12 protein-coding genes are annotated in these 17,200 nt (G+C 44.3%); 7 read left to right on the top strand and 5 right to left on the bottom strand.

Features of this window, described 5'->3' with window-relative positions:
• Nucleotides 1-95 precede the first annotated feature (95 nt).
• Together JMY08_RS00575 and JMY08_RS00570 are read right to left on the bottom strand one after the other, a co-directional pair.
• Nucleotides 96-1,697 carry a sensor histidine kinase gene (locus JMY08_RS00575; RefSeq protein WP_227679546.1) on the bottom strand — a complete coding sequence of 534 codons (1,602 nt, stop codon included), beginning with the start codon at nucleotides 1,695-1,697 and terminating at the stop codon, nucleotides 96-98.
• A gap of 14 nt (nucleotides 1,698-1,711) precedes the next feature.
• The gene (locus JMY08_RS00570; RefSeq protein ID WP_189585106.1) at nucleotides 1,712-2,410 is read right to left on the bottom strand and encodes a response regulator transcription factor; all 699 of its coding nucleotides are present in this window, start codon (nucleotides 2,408-2,410) and stop codon (nucleotides 1,712-1,714) included.
• 267 nt (nucleotides 2,411-2,677) lie between these two features.
• Between JMY08_RS00570 and JMY08_RS00565 the strand changes: the two genes are divergently transcribed.
• Nucleotides 2,678-3,199 (top strand): Spy/CpxP family protein refolding chaperone, encoded by a 522-nt coding sequence (locus JMY08_RS00565; protein ID WP_201588451.1) that lies wholly within the window; start codon nucleotides 2,678-2,680, stop codon nucleotides 3,197-3,199.
• Nucleotides 3,200-3,348: 149 nt separating this feature from the next.
• Here JMY08_RS00565 and JMY08_RS00560 read toward each other — a convergent pair whose 3' ends face one another.
• The gene (locus JMY08_RS00560; RefSeq protein WP_201588449.1) at nucleotides 3,349-4,974 is read right to left on the bottom strand and encodes a hypothetical protein; all 1,626 of its coding nucleotides are present in this window, start codon (nucleotides 4,972-4,974) and stop codon (nucleotides 3,349-3,351) included.
• Nucleotides 4,975-5,018: 44 nt separating this feature from the next.
• A complete protein-coding gene (locus JMY08_RS00555) occupies nucleotides 5,019-7,106 on the bottom strand; it encodes a hypothetical protein (protein WP_201588444.1) in 2,088 nt (695 codons plus the stop codon).
• A gap of 273 nt (nucleotides 7,107-7,379) precedes the next feature.
• On the opposite strand from JMY08_RS00555, the gene ggt reads away from it, so the two are divergent.
• The gene (gene ggt, locus JMY08_RS00550; protein ID WP_227679545.1) at nucleotides 7,380-9,326 is read left to right on the top strand and encodes a gamma-glutamyltransferase; all 1,947 of its coding nucleotides are present in this window, start codon (nucleotides 7,380-7,382) and stop codon (nucleotides 9,324-9,326) included.
• 10 nt (nucleotides 9,327-9,336) lie between these two features.
• Here the strand turns inward: ggt and JMY08_RS00545 are convergent, their stop codons facing one another.
• Entirely contained in the window at nucleotides 9,337-10,152 is an 816-nt protein-coding gene (locus tag JMY08_RS00545) for an AraC family transcriptional regulator (RefSeq protein WP_227679544.1), read from the bottom strand.
• Between the two features lie 303 nt (nucleotides 10,153-10,455).
• On the opposite strand from JMY08_RS00545, the gene JMY08_RS00540 reads away from it, so the two are divergent.
• The 5 genes from JMY08_RS00540 (at nucleotide 10,456) to JMY08_RS00520 (ending at nucleotide 17,020) form a co-directional block, all read left to right on the top strand.
• Entirely contained in the window at nucleotides 10,456-11,478 is a 1,023-nt protein-coding gene (locus tag JMY08_RS00540; protein WP_201588443.1) for a proline racemase family protein, read from the top strand.
• A 147-nt stretch (nucleotides 11,479-11,625) separates the two neighbouring features.
• Entirely contained in the window at nucleotides 11,626-12,873 is a 1,248-nt protein-coding gene (locus JMY08_RS00535) for an NAD(P)/FAD-dependent oxidoreductase (RefSeq protein WP_201588442.1), read from the top strand.
• Between the two features lie 104 nt (nucleotides 12,874-12,977).
• Nucleotides 12,978-13,859 (top strand): 4-hydroxy-tetrahydrodipicolinate synthase, encoded by an 882-nt coding sequence (dapA, locus tag JMY08_RS00530; RefSeq protein ID WP_201588441.1) that lies wholly within the window; start codon nucleotides 12,978-12,980, stop codon nucleotides 13,857-13,859.
• A 111-nt stretch (nucleotides 13,860-13,970) separates the two neighbouring features.
• Nucleotides 13,971-15,482 (top strand): aldehyde dehydrogenase, encoded by a 1,512-nt coding sequence (locus tag JMY08_RS00525; RefSeq protein WP_201588440.1) that lies wholly within the window; start codon nucleotides 13,971-13,973, stop codon nucleotides 15,480-15,482.
• Nucleotides 15,483-15,571: 89 nt separating this feature from the next.
• On the top strand, nucleotides 15,572-17,020 hold the full coding sequence (locus JMY08_RS00520; protein ID WP_201588439.1) for an alanine/glycine:cation symporter family protein: 1,449 nt from the start codon (nucleotides 15,572-15,574) through the stop codon (nucleotides 17,018-17,020).
• Nucleotides 17,021-17,200: the final 180 nt, after the last annotated feature.

Here is a 17,200-nt window from a genome sequence, read left to right as displayed (position 1 = left end):
GCTTTTAGTATAGGTAGGATATGCGCTTATTTGTATTGTAAACACATGATAAGCACATAAATTTCCCATAAAATGTTTCTTAACCATTTATCTTCTTATCTGCTAGGCAAAATTATCTGCACCACCAGCCCTTGTAAGCCATCTTGGCGATTGTAGACATGAATCTGACCTTTATGCGCCATCACAACCGCATGGACAATTGCCAATCCCAAACCATAGCCACCTGTTTCACGATGACGAGCCGAATCAAGCCGTACAAAGGGCTGAAAAATACGCTCTACATCTTTATCCGCGACGCCGCCGCCCTCGTCCATTATGCTGATTTGAATCGCGGGTTTCTTATCCTCCATCTCCACTTCTTTAATATCAGCAATTACTGTTGAATCGGAGGCAGTATGCATAAAAGCATTACGAATGACATTTTCAAGCGCGCTATGTAGCTGCTCTTGGTTACCAAGCACAGTCCAAGGAGTGGCTGAGTAAGCCGTTGATAAAGAATCTGTCACGCGTGTATGACTCGGCTGCCATTGCCAGCGCACGTTTTTATGCTGAAACTCAAAGCAAACGTCTTGACCAATTTCACTGATAATATCAGAGAGATCAACCGCTTCGTTTTCTATATTATCGATCGTATATTGCTGCATTTGTAGAGATTGAATATGAATGATTTGCTCAATCAACTCATTCATCCGCGCCGACTCTTTATCGATACGGTCGAGGTAACGACTAGCATTCGGTGCAAAGTCGCGAGTCAGCTCAGTCGCAACGTCAAGACGCGCCAATGGCGATCGTAGCTCGTGCGAGATATCACTGAGCATCTGTTTGCGTGCCAGCTCACTCTCAGCCAACCGCGTTGAGAGTTTGGCCACATCTTTAGCCAGCAAACCCAATTCATCATCGCCCATTTTTGATAGATTTGGATGGGCCTGATAGTCGCCGTCAATCATACGATGTACGGTGTTTTGCACACGGCGAATACGCTGGGTCAATGTACGACTCAGCCAAACACAAACCAAGACGCTAAAGATAATAATCAACAGTAAACGTATGGGAAAATTGCCACGTTGCAGCGCTACCACGTCTGAAAATCGTAGATGCGGACGCAATTGTATGATCACAGCCTGCTCATCTGGTAAGACGACTGTCATGTCTGCCAGTTCAGGACGACTATCAGGATCAGCCATCTTCGCGCCATTCGGGGTCATCGGTGACAGGATATGATTTAAAAGTGACGGTTCGTTATTCAATACTCTATCATCCTGATTACCAGACATTTTATTATCAGGTTTTTTATTATCAGCATTAGGCATTGACTGTATTGGTAGCATCGATGAATACCCCATTACCTGTCGATCGCTATTCATAGGTTTTTGCCTACGCCCATCTCTATCACGATAACGTGGAAATATAATGGCACCTTGCTCATCATAGACTCTGATCTGATTCATAAGCCGCCGATCTTGACGGTACATCTCCCTGACGGTGGTTAAATCACCCACTTGTAACGCCTCAATCATTTCTTGGCGCTTAATCAATAAGCTATCAATTTGCACATCCATACGAGCGGTTAGTGCTTTTTCGACCAGCCAACGCTCCACCATAATAGATAAAACTGAGGTTATCAGAATCGTCACTAGTAAGCTTAAAAACAGACGCCAAAACAGGGTCATACGTATCTTAAATCTTGGAGGCTTCATCGATGATTCCGTCATTACAACACCAGCTGATAACCTTTACCACGAACTGCCTTGATAGGCTCTTCGTGAAAAGGTTGGAGTTTTTTGCGCAGTCGCGAGACATGCACATCAAGGCTACGATCGAAGGGTTGTAATTCACGTTGCAAAACATGCTCTGACAGCCATGCTTTGCTTACCACCTCGCCTTTTTGTTTCAGTAGCGCAACCAACAAATCAAACTCTGTCCCCGTCACTTGTAGCTCTATGCCATCTATCTGACAAAGCCGCTGGTTTTGATCCAAATGCAAACGGCTCTCTGGTAACGGCGTATGCTCTGATGCCGCCGCATTGGTGCGCTTGATGACGGCATTGATACGTGCCAGTAGTTCTCTAGGATTGCAAGGTTTGGTTATATAATCATCAGCACCAAGCTCCAGACCAATGATACGATCAATCTCCTCCCCTTTTGCGGTCAGCATGATGACAGGGATATCACTGATATTGGGCAATTGACGCAAGACACTCAATCCATCGATTTTTGGCATCATAATATCTAGTACCAGCAAGTCATAAGCAGCAGCGCCATTGAGCACATTATTGCTCGCGGTTTTGAGTTTTTGTATGACAGCCTCGCCATCGTGAACGCAGTCGCATGTCACCCCATGATTGTGCAAGTATTCTTGTAATAACTGGGTCAACTCTTCGTCATCATCGCCTAGTAGTATGTGTGGCACATCTTTCTCCTTGAGCGTTGGATCGCTTTATTAGCCATATTATCAGTCAATTGCTTATCGATTCGCTATAAACGTTACCTTTCTTAATACTTCATAAATGTTCGTAACCTTTAACTGTCGTAATATAGCGTCTATCAGCGACAAATACTGATAACAAGCAGGGATGGATAGTGGCTATCCGGGACATTTACCATTCATAAGCTGATCAGATAAAAACTGACTTTTTCGCAACCAATAATGTATGCACCATAAATTAAGGTAATGATGATGAAAAAATTATTAATGGGCTCAGTATTAGCAATGTCTAGCATTTTCACCGTAACGGCTTGTACCAGTGTTAATGCAACTACTGATACCACACCAACGACCAGCAAAATGCAGCATAAAGATGGCATGAAAAAAGGTGGTATGAGAGGTCCAATGTCACAACTAGATCTAACAGCAACGCAACAAGCGCAAATCAAAGCCATCATGCAAGCACAACACGGTGACCGTAAAGCTGACCGTACAAAAAACAAAGCAGAACGGGCGCAGATGCAGCAACAAATGCAAGCATTGACCAATGCTAACACTCTAAATACAGCAGCAGTCAATCGCTTAGCTGATCAACAAGCAGCTAAAACCAAACAGCGCTTCATTGAGCGCGTACAGACTCAACATGCTATCTCTCAGGTATTGACTGCTGAGCAACGCGCCAAACTTGCTACATTAAAAGCTGAAAAAATGGCGAAAGGTCATAAAGGCTCAGAGCATGGTAAAATGCATGGCAAACCACATCAAGGCATGTAATTCGTCATTAATAGGCTATTTTGCATTCATGCTGAATGTTATATAAGACTGATTATGAACACATAAAAAAGCGCATCGTATAAACGGTGCGCTTTTTAGTTTTCAATTTCAATAACGACTAACTAAACTTACCTACGATTAATCCGCTTTTAATCAATCGTCCCAAACTTCTCTTTAGCCATTGGCATGACACTAAACATCATCTTTCCTATCGCAGTACCATTGCCATCACGATAATACTGCATCAACTCGCTACCATACTCGCGCATATCAATACTATTACTGGCATTGGGCACTTGCACATTACTTGGTAAATTCGGAAATGCCATGTCTGTAGCGCTTATAGCGGAGTATTGCTGCAAAACATCTATGACCATATTCTCATCGGAAGCAGTCTCGCTCGGAAGCTCACTACGCAGATGCTGCCATTTGAGCTGACCACGCTTATCAAATCCATACAACTGCTGCGTCTCTGCTTTCACTAGTATTGCGCCTTCTTCTGTCTCTGCCATTGTTTCATCTACTGTCTCACTACCACTATCCATGCCATTCTTTATCATTGCTAGCATCTGCTGCACTAACGCTTTACTGGTAAATTTATCCATATTTGTATTGCTTACTTCGTCAGATTCGCTTTCTTTGACCAGCTCTGGATATCGCTGACTGATTCGCTCGTAGACGATGCGCATATAATCTTGATAAAACTGCTCATAACTCTCAGCGCTTTGTACACGGCGAATAACTTGGTTACTTGCCAGCATTGCTGGTAGCTGATGCGCGGGTAACTTGGGAGAGAGCGAAGCTAGCGTATTAGGGGCGACATAATCAAACTGGCTAACAGGTGCCGCATCAAATGTGGTATCTAACGCTGCAAAATGGCTTTTTATCAACTCACTACCAAAGCCTTTGGGTAAGGTGCCATCATTAATGGCTAGCTTTAGCCATTTGTTGCGCCATTTTGTACCGAGCTTATCGTCTAACATTTCTGAATTAAACATCGCAAAATTATCTGCCCATAGATAAATATTACCATTTTTCAAATCTAGATAAATAGGCTGATTGACACTGCTTTGATGATTGCGCGCGTGATACTGCATGCTCGCCAACATCGTCGCCTTACCAGCCATTGGCTGATAGACGCCTTGTGCATTGATAGACAAGGGCTTTAGCACATAAGCATCTAGCAGCTTTGCCTTTTTGACATCTTGCGCTGTCGATCGTTCATCATAATTGTCAAATAACTGTTGGTAAGACGCTGGCACGGTGATCTCACTATCATAGTTGCTATCTACCCATGCCTCGTAAGCATCTGTACACTCAAGGTAGCGGTCTTTCAGCGTCGTTCGCTCAGCATCATAATCCGCCGCCAAAATATCTTTATTTTGCGCTGCTGCTTGAGTAAGTAAGGCAGCATATGCTTGATCGTGTGTGTCTTCGCAGTATTCATCGATATAGCCTGAGGCGACTGGCGCTTTGGCATTTATTTCAGTATTTATATTATTAAACTGCTGCTCGTTACTAATCTCAAGATTACTATGGTAACTAAAAGACTGGCGGCGCTTTTTTTGTAACGCCATCGCCAATGCTGTCTTGGCTGCCACTGGCGTTTGCTTGGCAGTCATCGCGTTAGATTGGTTGAGACTGGTAGATTGGCAACCCGTTAACAATAGCGCCCCTGTGACCAATGCACCAACAAATAAATTATTGCCATTAAAAACTGACTCAGTGCTCGCTGACGGAAGATGATTTGCAATGATTTGATGTACTGTTTTCATTTTTTATCCTTAATAAATATTGGCTTGAACATGACAAGATAGCGTTATTGATCGTCTACCCTGTTGTCAGCATCATCTGCGGCATCGTCTTCGATATCATTATCATCTTGACGATCAACACTGTCATATTCTGCTGCCTCATAGCTGCTATCACCATCCGCATAATCGCTGCCATAGTCGTCATCATCGTAATCACCACTGCGACCACTATAATCATAGCGGGCATAACGTGCCGCTTGTAGCCTGTCTTTTTGTTGGCGTTGCTCTGCCATCCATGCATTGCCATCGATAGCCGCTTTAGCATTTGTACCAAAAGACTTAGCCAATAAAGGCGTTAGTGCATGGTTATTAAAGCTGCTTTTATCATAGCGTATTTGGTTTAGCACGCTGGTCGTAGAGCCCATCAAATCACCGCCGATATTTATCCGCTGCTGCTTGGCAAGCAGACGATCTGAGCTGTCTAAATAATAGTAATTTATCTGATTAAAAGAGATCGGACCAATGGCTTCAATTAGCTGCAAAAGCGAACCTACATCCGCACTTTGGTAGCCTTTATTGTATAGCTGAACTTTCGCCAGCGCGGTTTTTAGCATAGCGCCATCAGGATATTTCTGTGGATTGGCATCAACATAATCCTGTAGCGACTTTGTCATGTATTTTAAAGTCTTGCCAATCATCTCACCGCTTTGCTTACTGCCAAAATAGACTTTTACCGCACGGCTCGCCCCAACTTCTTTGGCAAAGGCATCACTGCGAATATCTACCGCGCTAAAGTGCTCGGACGCAAGCTCTGCCATGCTGCTCTGTATGGCAGCGATGGCGGCATCATACAGAACTGCTGGCGGTAGCTGCGTCGTAATACTCTCTGGCAACCCAAAGCTAACGGTATGCGAGGTCATTTGGTTAGGTAAAGGGGTGTTTTCAGGATTAACCAATGCCACGATAGGCATGATTGCCGATGGGTCTACCGTAACTGTACTATGGTTAAAATCGAACGCTAGCGGTATCTGTACAGATGAGCTAATTGTCGGAGTCACATAATCATAGCTATAAACGCTTCGCAGCTGTCGCTGTTTAGGTTTGTACTGACTGACACTATTAAACGTTAAATTTTGATATTGATAAGCGTTTGATGCGGCTAGCTGTTCCGGCGTGCGATGGAACATACTCAGCATTTGACCAATGCCGCCCGTAGATGGCATTGATGATTGGCTACCTTCTACAGCCTCTGATTGCTGTTTTGCCATTTGTATGGCTTCATAGTTTTTTAACAGATTTTTAGACTTTAAGTTCGAGACCCCTGAGAGAATACCCCCCTCTGCATTGCCATATTCATTATAGCCATCTCTGTCGTAACCCTCTCGATTGTAGCCATATTCGTTGTAACCGCCTGAATCATAGCCGTCTTCATCGTAGTTAATATCCTCTACAACACAGACTTCATAAGCGTCATCGTCATCGTCATCATTTTTATTGCATTTATTCGACTCTATACTTACCGCTGCTAACTCTGCCATAGCCTCAGTTTGCCTGTCCTCATGATCACTTTCATTATAATCACTTTTATTATAGTTACTGTCATCATAGTTACTTTCACCATAATCGTCGTCAGGCTCATAAGCATAAGCCTCTATAATCGTTCTAAGTAAGCTACTAGAGCCTGCATCGATACTATTTGGATCAATGAAAGGTGCGGCTTGATAATTGGCTTGCGCAACTGCCACATGTTCTGTTGCCAGATGCTGACGAATAGCCGCCAGTAAATGCGATTTGGCTTGATTGTCGGTATTGGGGTGTTTTTCTTGGTTAAATAATTGTTGATAACGCTCAGATTTGGCAGTAAGGCTGGCATTAAACGCGCGTCCTTGTGCTTGGCTCTGCGCGCTATCAGCGGTACTAAAATCAATCATACTTTTCGATGCCGTAGACGATGATAGCGGTGGGCTTGATTGACAACCTACCAGCCCAAAAGACGCACTGCCAACCAGTAATGCGCAGCCTGCAATAGAGGTTAATTTGCGCGATTGATATGAATGGTTGTTATGATTGTTATTTTTATGGGCAGATGACTGATAATGAGCCATGCCAGAGTGACGCTGTTGGTCGCGTTTATGAGTATGGTTGGATGACATAGTAATTTCTTCTTATAAATAGACAGACAATAATGAATAAATTCTAGCACTATTATTTATATCACAATGCGTTACAATTTAGTAAGATTAGAACCTATTTCTTAAAAATTTTCAGCATTTTTGATAGGACTGTTTATCTAGCAAACGTGGCACTAATCATTATGTCAATGAGGACACGCCTTAACATTCAAGCCTCTTTATTTTTACAGTCTTATTTTTACAGTCTTATTTTTACAGTCCCAGCATCACCACTTGCTCAAAAAGGAATTTACAATGCAAAATCCAATATCAAAAGATGGAATTAACGCTTCTCAAAATAACCTTAAAAACAGAGCAAAAATAAAAACCGCTATTCTATTAATCAGCAGTACGTTTTTAGTATCGCTATCTGCTCATGCGGCTGAGCCAACCACCAAGCAATCAACTACCATCAACCCAACATCGATTAATACCAGCGCCATCAATCTCGCTATTATGGCTGATAATCCTACCGTAATATCTGAAACCAAACGTGTTACACGAGCCAAAACCAGTACGCTCACTTCCACGATTAACAACGCCAATGCCGATCAAGCCATTTATTCTGAAGATGCGATTCATCATCCGGTTTGGGCAAAAAACGGTATGGTCGCCACCCAAGAAGCGCTTGCCTCTGATATTGGACTCAATATTTTAAAAGACGGTGGTAATGCCGTTGATGCTGGGGTCGCGGTTGGCTTTGCCTTAGCAGTGACTTTGCCGCGTGCTGGGAATATCGGCGGTGGTGGTTTTATGATGATTTATGATGCCAAGCAAGGCAAAACAGTGGCTCTCGATTACCGTGAAAAAGCGCCGAGTAGCGCCTCGCGTGATATGTATCTTGATGAAGATGGTAATGCAGTCAGCGACTTGTCTCGTTATCATGGTTTAGCCATCGGTGTGCCAGGGACGGTCGCAGGATTGCTTAAAGCGTTAGAAGATCATGGCACCATGAGTCGCGGGCAAGTGATGGCACCTGCAATTGCACTGGCTGAGAACGGTATCGAAGTCACGGCTGGCTTATCCGAGTCGCTCACCGCCTTGAGCGATCGTTTACAAAAATGGCCAAGCACCAAAAAGATATTCTTTAAACCTGACGGTAGCGCCTATCAACCCGGTGAGCGTTTAAAACAGCCTGAATTGGCAAAATCACTTAAGCTGATTGCCGCAAAAGGTGCAGATGGATTTTATAAAGGGGAAACCGCAAGTAAGTTGGTCAAAGCGGTCAATGAGGCTGGCGGTAGCATGAGCTTACAGGATTTGGCTAACTATGAAGCCATCGCTCGCGAGCCAGTCAAAGGAGATTATCGTGGTTATGAGATTGTCTCGATGCCACCGCCGTCTTCTGGTGGTATCCATATCGTGCAGATTTTAAATATCTTAGAGGGTTATCCGTTAAAAGACTATGGTCAAAACAGCGCGCAAACCATTCATCTAATGGCTGAAGCCATGCAGTTAGCTTATGCAGATCGCGCAGAGTATTTAGGTGATTCTGACTTTATCGATGTGCCTGCCAGCGGCTTAACCTCAGAGGCTTATGCGGATAAACTACGCACCTTAATCAATCCAGACAAAGCCACACCAGCATCTACCATCAAAGCCAACAACCCTCTGCCCTACGAGAGCGATCAGACCACGCATTTCTCTATCGTGGATAAAGACGGTAATGCAATCGCCAATACTTATACGCTGAACTTCTCTTATGGCACAGGTCTCGTCGCTGAAGGCACAGGCATTTTACTCAACAATGAAATGGATGATTTCTCTGCCAAGCCCGGTGTGCCGAATGGTTATGGCTTATTAGGCGGTGAAGCAAATGCCGTTGAAGCCAATAAACGCCCGCTATCTTCGATGAGCCCGACACTGGTCTTTAAAGACAATAAACCTTATATCGTCACTGGTAGCCCCGGTGGTAGTCGCATCATCACCACTGTCACTCAGATTATCTCAAATGTCATTGATCATGATATGAATATCGCTGAGGCCACTCACGCACCGCGTATTCATGATCAATGGCTGCCTGATGAAATTCGAGTGGAAAAGGCACTGAATGTTGATACGGTTAAAAAGCTTGAATCAATGGGTCATACGGTCAGTCCAAAAGCAGCCATGGGTTCGACGCAATCGATTATGTTGACTCCAAATGGTATATACGGCTCGTCTGATCCACGTATCGTCGATGCGGCAGTGGTTGGGTATTGATCTGATTTTTTTATGATAAATGCGTTTGGCGAAATTGGCTGGGCGACAAACCCGTGAATTGTTTGAACTGACGGCTAAAAGCACTGTGATCGCTGTAGCCGCAGTTCAACGATATCTGAGTCACTGACACCTCATGACTAGCCAATAACTTCACCGCATACTCCAAGCGCAGCTTTTGCACAAACTGTAATGGCGACATATTCAGTACGGCCTTAAAAGTACGCTCTAGCTGCGATACGCTCAAATTAGCCAAGTCGGCCAATTGTGCGATATTTATTTTTTGATCAAGATGCGCTCGTACAAACTGAGCGACTTCAGCCAAGCGCGCATGTTTACGTAAAACGCGCTCGTTATCTTCATCAATATCGACTGAAATCCCAACCATGGCGACCACTTGTTGGCTCTTATTATAGATAGGCAGTTTATTGGTAATACACCATCCTAACTGACCAGACGCATAACTATGCAGCTCTAAGTTATCAACGATAGACTTCCCCTCTCGCAATACCTTCATATCTTGCAAAATATAATCCCTACTCTGTCGATGCGAAAACACCTCTTCTGTGGTAAATCCTACGATATCTTCGTGCTGACTCAACTGACAGCGTTTTAACAAAGTTTTGTTTGCCAGCTGATACCGCGCCTGCTCATCTTTCACAAAAAATACCACATTAGTCAAAGTATTCAGCAGCGGAAGCAGTAATGAGACATTACCGATAAAAGCCTCACGACTGTCAGGACGATAGACAGTCATACTCTGCTGCAATGACGTGGTAAGCATAGCAAGCGCGGTATCTTCTATTATATCTGTTATTACCTCAGTCATCGCATCTCATCCCTGTCATATCAATTTTACATTCAGCCAAACATCCATAACTCGCAGGCTATGTCGCGTGTATCTATTATTACCAATTTTTAGGCAAAGACTTCTCTAGTGTACACCGAGCCACTATGCAGAAATACGCATTTATCCATGAAAAAACAGCAAGACGCTCTCTCTAAAAAAGTCCACTCTATATATAGACCTCAGCAAATAATAACCAACTATTGGCTGTTAAATTAAAACCATTAGGTCTTATACATAAAAAGCGGAATATAACTTTTTCACGGATGAATTAGGGCGTCGGTCATGTCTTCTACATTATTTAATTTTAAAATTATTGACTCGCATACAGGCGGTGAGCCCACTCGTATGGTCTATGACGGCTTCCCTGAACTCGTCGGTGAGACCATGCAAGATAAGCTGCAATACTTCAAACAAAACTTCGATCATCTGCGCCAAAGTATCATCTTAGAGCCACGCGGCAATGATGTTCTTGTCGGTGCGTTACTCTTCCCTGCTACCAATCCTAAAGCCACAGCGAGCGTTATTTTCTTTAACAATGCTGGTTATTTAGGCATGTGCGGACACGGCACGATTGGCGTTATCGTCTCATTGGCTTATCAACGAAAGATATCGGCAGGCGTGCACTGGCTAGAGACTCCTGTCGGTCTGGTTAAAGCAACCTTACATGATGATGGCAGCTGTAGTGTACAAAACGTCCCTTCTTACCGTTATAAAAAACAAGTTGACGTTCACGTTCCTGAATTAGGGCTTATCCGTGGTGACATCGCTTGGGGTGGCAATTGGTTCTTTTTAATCAATGAGCATGGACAAGACATTCAAGCAAATAATGTCGAAAAACTGACTCAAGTAACCATGCAAATTAAGCAAGCACTAATCGCTGCTAATATCACTGGCGAAAACGGCGGCGAGATTGACCACATCGAGTTGTTTGCCGATAGCGATGATGACCAAGTCGATAGCAAAAACTTCGTTTTGTGTCCAGGTTCAGCTTACGATCGCTCCCCTTGTGGTACCGGTACTAGTGCCAAGCTTGCCTGCCTAGCAGCTGATAACCGTCTAGCACCTGAACAACTTTGGCAGCAACAAGGCATAGTCGGCAGCGTATTCACTGGCAGTTATGAGCATGCAACTGAGCTTAATACTGAGCTTAATACCGATCTGATTACTAAGCTCAATAATGCAGCTGGTACGGCTTATCCTGCTCAGATCATTATCCCAACGATTCGTGGTTATGCTTATGTTTGTGCCGAAACCACACTCATTGTGCAACAAGACGATCCTTTTAAATGGGGCATCCCGTCTTAACGAGGTCTTAGCATTATTTATGAAGCGACCTTATTTATGAAGCGACCTTATTTATTAAGTGGCCTAATTTATTAAGTGACATATTTATTGATAAACGCGTAAACACTATCAAGAGTGCTTAATCGACGAACGTAAGCGAGAAAAATTATGACTATCTCAAACGTCGACTTACATATCATTGGAGGCGGCATTATCGGTCTAGCGGCTGCGGTGACGTTGCAAGCGCGAGGCGTAAAGGTCGCACTGCTGGATGCCAATGAAGTGGGTCAAGGCGCATCATTAGGTAACGCCGGTCATATCGCTACCGAGCAAGTATTCCCCATTGCTGATGCCAGCATGCTCCGTCATTTACCCGCCATGCTATTGAATCCGACTGGACCGCTGCGCATAGACTGGCGCTATCTGCCGCGTTTGATGCCTTGGGCGATGCAGTTGCTGATGAATATGCGCCCTGAGCCATTTGAGCGGATTCATCAAGCGTTGTTAAGCTTAAATAAAAACAGCCTACAAGCGTGGCAAGGCTTTGCTGATCGGTGGCAATTGAGCGATTGGATACAAGTAAAGGGTTCGTTATTAACGGTTGAAAAGCCTAGTAGTCTTGAGCTACTAAAAGCACACGGTAAGCGTCTCAATGACATTGATGTGAGCAATGAGCTGCTGAGCAAAGAGGATTTATTAGAGCGTGAGCCTGCTTTACAAGATAACCAATTAGCGGCGTTGTTTTTCCCAAATACAGGACATATCACCAATTTAAAAGCCGTTATTAATCAGCTTCACCATATTTTTAGGCAATTAGGTGGTCATGTCATTGAACATTGCCGCGTCCTTGCAGCGACCAATGATGCAGATGGTATTCATTTGACCACCAGTCAAGGTGATATGACAGCGACCAAAGTGATGTTAGCAGCAGGCGCCCACTCTAAAGCCTTGGCCAAGCAATTAACGGGCGTCAACATCCCTTTAGATACCGAACGTGGTTATCACTTAATGCTACCTCATGAAAGCGCGCGCTTACAGATTCCCGTATCGAGTTTGGATCGACGCTTTGTCATGACCCCGATGCAAGACGGCCTACGTTTGGCGGGTACGGTGGAGTACGCAGGACTTGACGCGCCTGCCAATATGCAGCGTGCACATATGCTATTACAACAAGCGCAGCCTATGTTAAAAGCGCCGTTAGATGCTAGCGATAGCGTGTCATGGATGGGGTTTCGTCCATCGACCGCAGACTCCTTACCAGTCATCGACAAAATCGAGCGCGTATTTTTAAGCTTTGGGCATCAGCATTTAGGTTTAACGCAAGCTGTCGTTAGTGCGCAAATGATTGCCGAGTATTATTTTGATGAAGACCATACGATTGATCCAAAACCGTATCAACTGGCCCGCTTTAAATAAGCAGCTTATTAAAAATTTATGAACCAAGCAAAAACCAACCGATTCATCATTGAATCATTACCCATTAAACCACCAACAATATCAACCCCAATAAGGATAGTCTCATGAACATAAATGGAATTTTAGTCCCAATCGTCACCCCTTTCGACAATAACGGTGACATTGATGCGCAAAAATTAACGACACTGGTCGAAGCCTTTATCGACAAAGGCGTAGCCGGTATCGTCGCTTGCGGTACCACAGGGGAATACTATACGTTTTCGGCCGCAGAGCGCGAGCTGGTATTAACCACTATCGCTGAAGCCGCAAAAAATAAAGGCGCTGAGAATAAAGTCACTCTGATTGCTGGTATCAACAGCTTATCGACTGACCACTCTATTGAGCTTGCCGCACAAGCAAAAGCCTTAGGTTATGACGGCCTTATGCTGTCTGCCACCCCTTATAGCTTACCTGAGCAAGATGGCATCATCGCTCACTTCGAAAAAGTCGCGGATGCTAGTGAGCTGCCGATTATTATGTACAACTTCCCTGATCGTGTTGGCGTTGCCATCGAATTTGACACTGTTGCTCATCTAGCTCAGCATCCTAACATCGTCGGTGTAAAAGAAAGCAGCGGCGACTTTAGTCATGCGCTACGCATGCTGCAAGCTAATTTTGATGACTTTGAGGTGGTTTGTGGCTGTGATGATCAGCCGGTTGATTTCTTCTTTTGGGGTGCAAAAAGCTGGATTGCAGGCGCAGCCAACGTTTTCCCAGCAGAGCAAGTTTCATTATTTAATGCCACTCAGCAAGGGGACTGGGATAAAGCCAAGCAAATCATGAGTGAGATTTATCCTGCTATTCATTCTATGGAATCTGGCAACTACAACCAAAAAGCCAAAGCGGGCTGCTTAAAAGGCAGTATGGATGTTGGCTCAGTTCGTGTGCCATTAACTGACATGCCAGAAGATGAAAAAGCAGCGTTTTTAGCCCTACTGTCTAAATAGCACTCAGCTCAGCTTAGTAAAAACAATGTTAAGAATAACCAATGCTAAATTTGATGCTGTATTCAAATCTCGAATCAATGGCATCAAATTTAGCAGATAAGGATTAGAGAAATGAGCACTAAACAACAATCTACTACACAACAAGTCACTAAAGAACAAGTATTTGAGAAAGCAAAACAGCAGCAGCTGTGGGCTGGTCATTTAATAGCGGCTGATAATTTATCAGACGCTACTTTGGATAATTACACGCCTATCGATAATAGCATTATCGGTCAGATTGCCTCAGGTACTAGCGATGATGTCGATACTGCCGTACAAGTCGCTCGCGATGCTTTTGAAAACGGTGAATGGCGTCGTTTAGCTCCTGCTGAGCGCAAGGCTATTATGCAGCGCTGGTGTGCACTTATGCATGAGCACGTCGAGGAGCTGGCAGCATTAGATTGTGTAGATGCAGGCAAGCCGATTACCGAATGCTTAAACACTGACATGCCAGCGACTATAGAGACCTTTGAATGGTATGCCGAGGCCGCTGATAAGGTATTTGGCAAAGTCGCGCCGACAGGTAGCGCGGCTTTAGGACTTATTGTGCAAGAGCCAATTGGTGTCGTTGGTGCGGTATTACCTTGGAACTTCCCAGCCCAAATGTACGCTTGGAAAGTCGCCCCTGCTCTTGTTATGGGCAACTCCGTTATTGTTAAACCTGCTGAGCTGACCTCTTTATCTGCCTACCGTTTAACTGAGCTTGCCTATGAAGCTGGCGTGCCCAGAGAAGCGCTGCAAATGGTCTGCGGTCTTGGTGAAAATGTCGGTGCAGCACTCGGTCAGCATATGGATGTTGATATGGTGTCATTCACTGGCTCGACTGAGGTCGGACGGCTATTTTTACAGTATTCGGCCCAAAGCAATCTAAAAGAAATCGTCTTAGAATGCGGCGGTAAAAGCCCACAAATCGTCTTTGATGATGCCGTACTTGATGACGCCACTATTAACGATATCTTATCAGCCGCGTTTTGGAATATGAGTGAAAACTGTAGCTGCGGCTCACGCTTATTAGTCCACAGCAGTCAAAAACAAGCGCTACTTGAGCAACTAAAAAACGGTCTGAAAGGTTGGAAAGTCGGCTCACCTTACGACCCTGATACCGCCATTGGTCCTATGATTGAAAAAGCGCATTTTGACAAGGTTTGTCATTATCTGCGAATCGCTAAAGAGGAAGGTGCAACGATCGTTGCAGGTGGCAACATTCATGACGACATGGGCAGTGGCTGGTATATCGAGCCGACTATTTTTGATGATGTTACAGCCGATATGACTTTGTTCAAGGAAGAAGTCTTTGGCCCTTTACTGGCCGTCACCAGTTTTGAGACGGAAGAAGAAGCCATCAAATTAGCCAATGAAACCAATTATGGACTCGCCGCTTCTTTTTATACACAAAACATCAAGCGCGCTTATCGTGTGGCGTCGTCTATCAAAGCAGGCACGGTCTCTATTAATGGTTTTTCAGAAGGTGATATCACCACGCCATTTGGCGGCTATAAGCAATCAGGGTTTGGCGGTCGTGACAATGGTTTAGAAGCCTTAGCACAATACGCGCAGACCAAAACCATTTGGCTGGTCAATTAACAAACGTATTCAGTCAGCACAGTCATCGATTAAAACAACAGCTTAAATGATTTAAGCCTTTAGTCACATATTTACAGGGAAGTAAGGCCATGGAAGCGATTATTAATACCATCGTCGGCTATATATGGAGCGATGCGTTAGTTTATTTGGCACTCGGTGTCGGCATTTATTTTACCGTGATGACTCGCGGTGTCCAGTTTCGCTATCTCAAAGAAATGGTTAGGCTGTTGTTTGACAAACAAACCTCAACCCAAGGCATTAGCTCATTCCAAGCCTTTTGTATGGCGTTATCAGGTCGCATTGGTGTTGGTAATATTGCAGGGGTAGCCACCGCTATCGCAGCGGGTGGTCCTGGTGCCGTTTTTTGGATGATCGTCATGGGCTTGCTTGGCGGTGCTAGCGCCTTTATTGAGTCTACCCTTGCACAGGTTTATAAGCATACCGTTGATGACCAGTATCGTGGCGGCTCACCCTTTTATATCGAGCGCGGACTCAAGATGAAACCCTTTGCTATTTTAGTAGCTACGGTGACTTGTCTTTCTTATGGCGTTTTGGTGCCCGGCGTACAAGCCAATACCATCGCTGATTCTTTCGATACCGCCTTTAACATCTCACCTGCTGTGACAGGGTTAATTATCGTCGCTATGCTAGCCGTTATTATCTTTGGTGGTGTGAAACGAATCGCCAGTTTTGCTGGTAAAGTTGTGCCTTTCATGGCCATTGGTTACATCTTGATGATGGTTATCGTCTTAGCCTTCAATGCCTCAAACCTACCTGCTATGTTCGCTCTTATTTTCAAAAGTGCATTTGGTATGGATGCTGTGTTTGGCGGTATCGTTGGTCTAGCCATATCTTGGGGTGTCCGCCGTGCGGTATTCTCTAACGTTGCTGGTGCAGGCGAAGCAACTTTCAGCTCAGCAGCTGCAGAGGTTTCTCATCCTGCCAAGCAAGGCTTAGTACAGAGTTTTTCTATCTACATTGACACTGTGCTCGTCTGTACCGCTACTGCATTGATGATTTTATCGACAGGCATGTACAACGTCATTCCAGAAGAGGGCTTGACTCTGGTCGAAAATATGCCAGGTATCGAAGCGGGCACGGCATTTACCCAAGCCGCTGTCTCGACGGTGTTTAGCCAATATGGAAGTGGCTTTGTCGCTATCGCCATCTTCTTGTTTGCCTTTACCTGCTTGATTGCTTATTACTATATTGCTGAGACCACGCTAGTATACTTAGACAGTAAATTGCGCTACCCTGTTTTAAAACCATTATTAAAAATAATATTCTTAATAGTCTGCTTTACCGGTAGCATGCAGTCTGTTGGCGTGATGTGGGCGCTAGGTGATATTGGTTTTGGCAGTATGTGTTACCTTAACTTCATCGCCATCGTATTACTCAGTAAAACGGCGCTAAAAGTGCTAAAAGACTACGACGAGCAAATGAAGCTGGGACTCGATCCTATCTTTGACCCTAGAAAAGCAGGCGTTGAAAATGCAGACTTTTGGATAGAATATAGTGATAAATATGATAAGCGTTAATTAAACTATCAGTGCTATCTCACACAAAAAACCCTTCTATATCACCATGATATAGAAGGGTTTTTTGTGTGATGAAACCCATTGTCAAAAACACTCAATTCAATTTGATACCCCTGAATCAGTGGTTGTCTGCGCCAAACAATGCTATTATTAACAGCTACATCTAAAATGAATAAATAT

Origin of the sequence: Psychrobacter sp. Pi2-51 (genome assembly GCF_904846665.1) — a bacterium.
GTDB lineage: Bacteria > Pseudomonadota > Gammaproteobacteria > Pseudomonadales > Moraxellaceae > Psychrobacter > Psychrobacter glaciei.
This window is presented reverse-complemented; position numbering and strand designations above follow the sequence as displayed.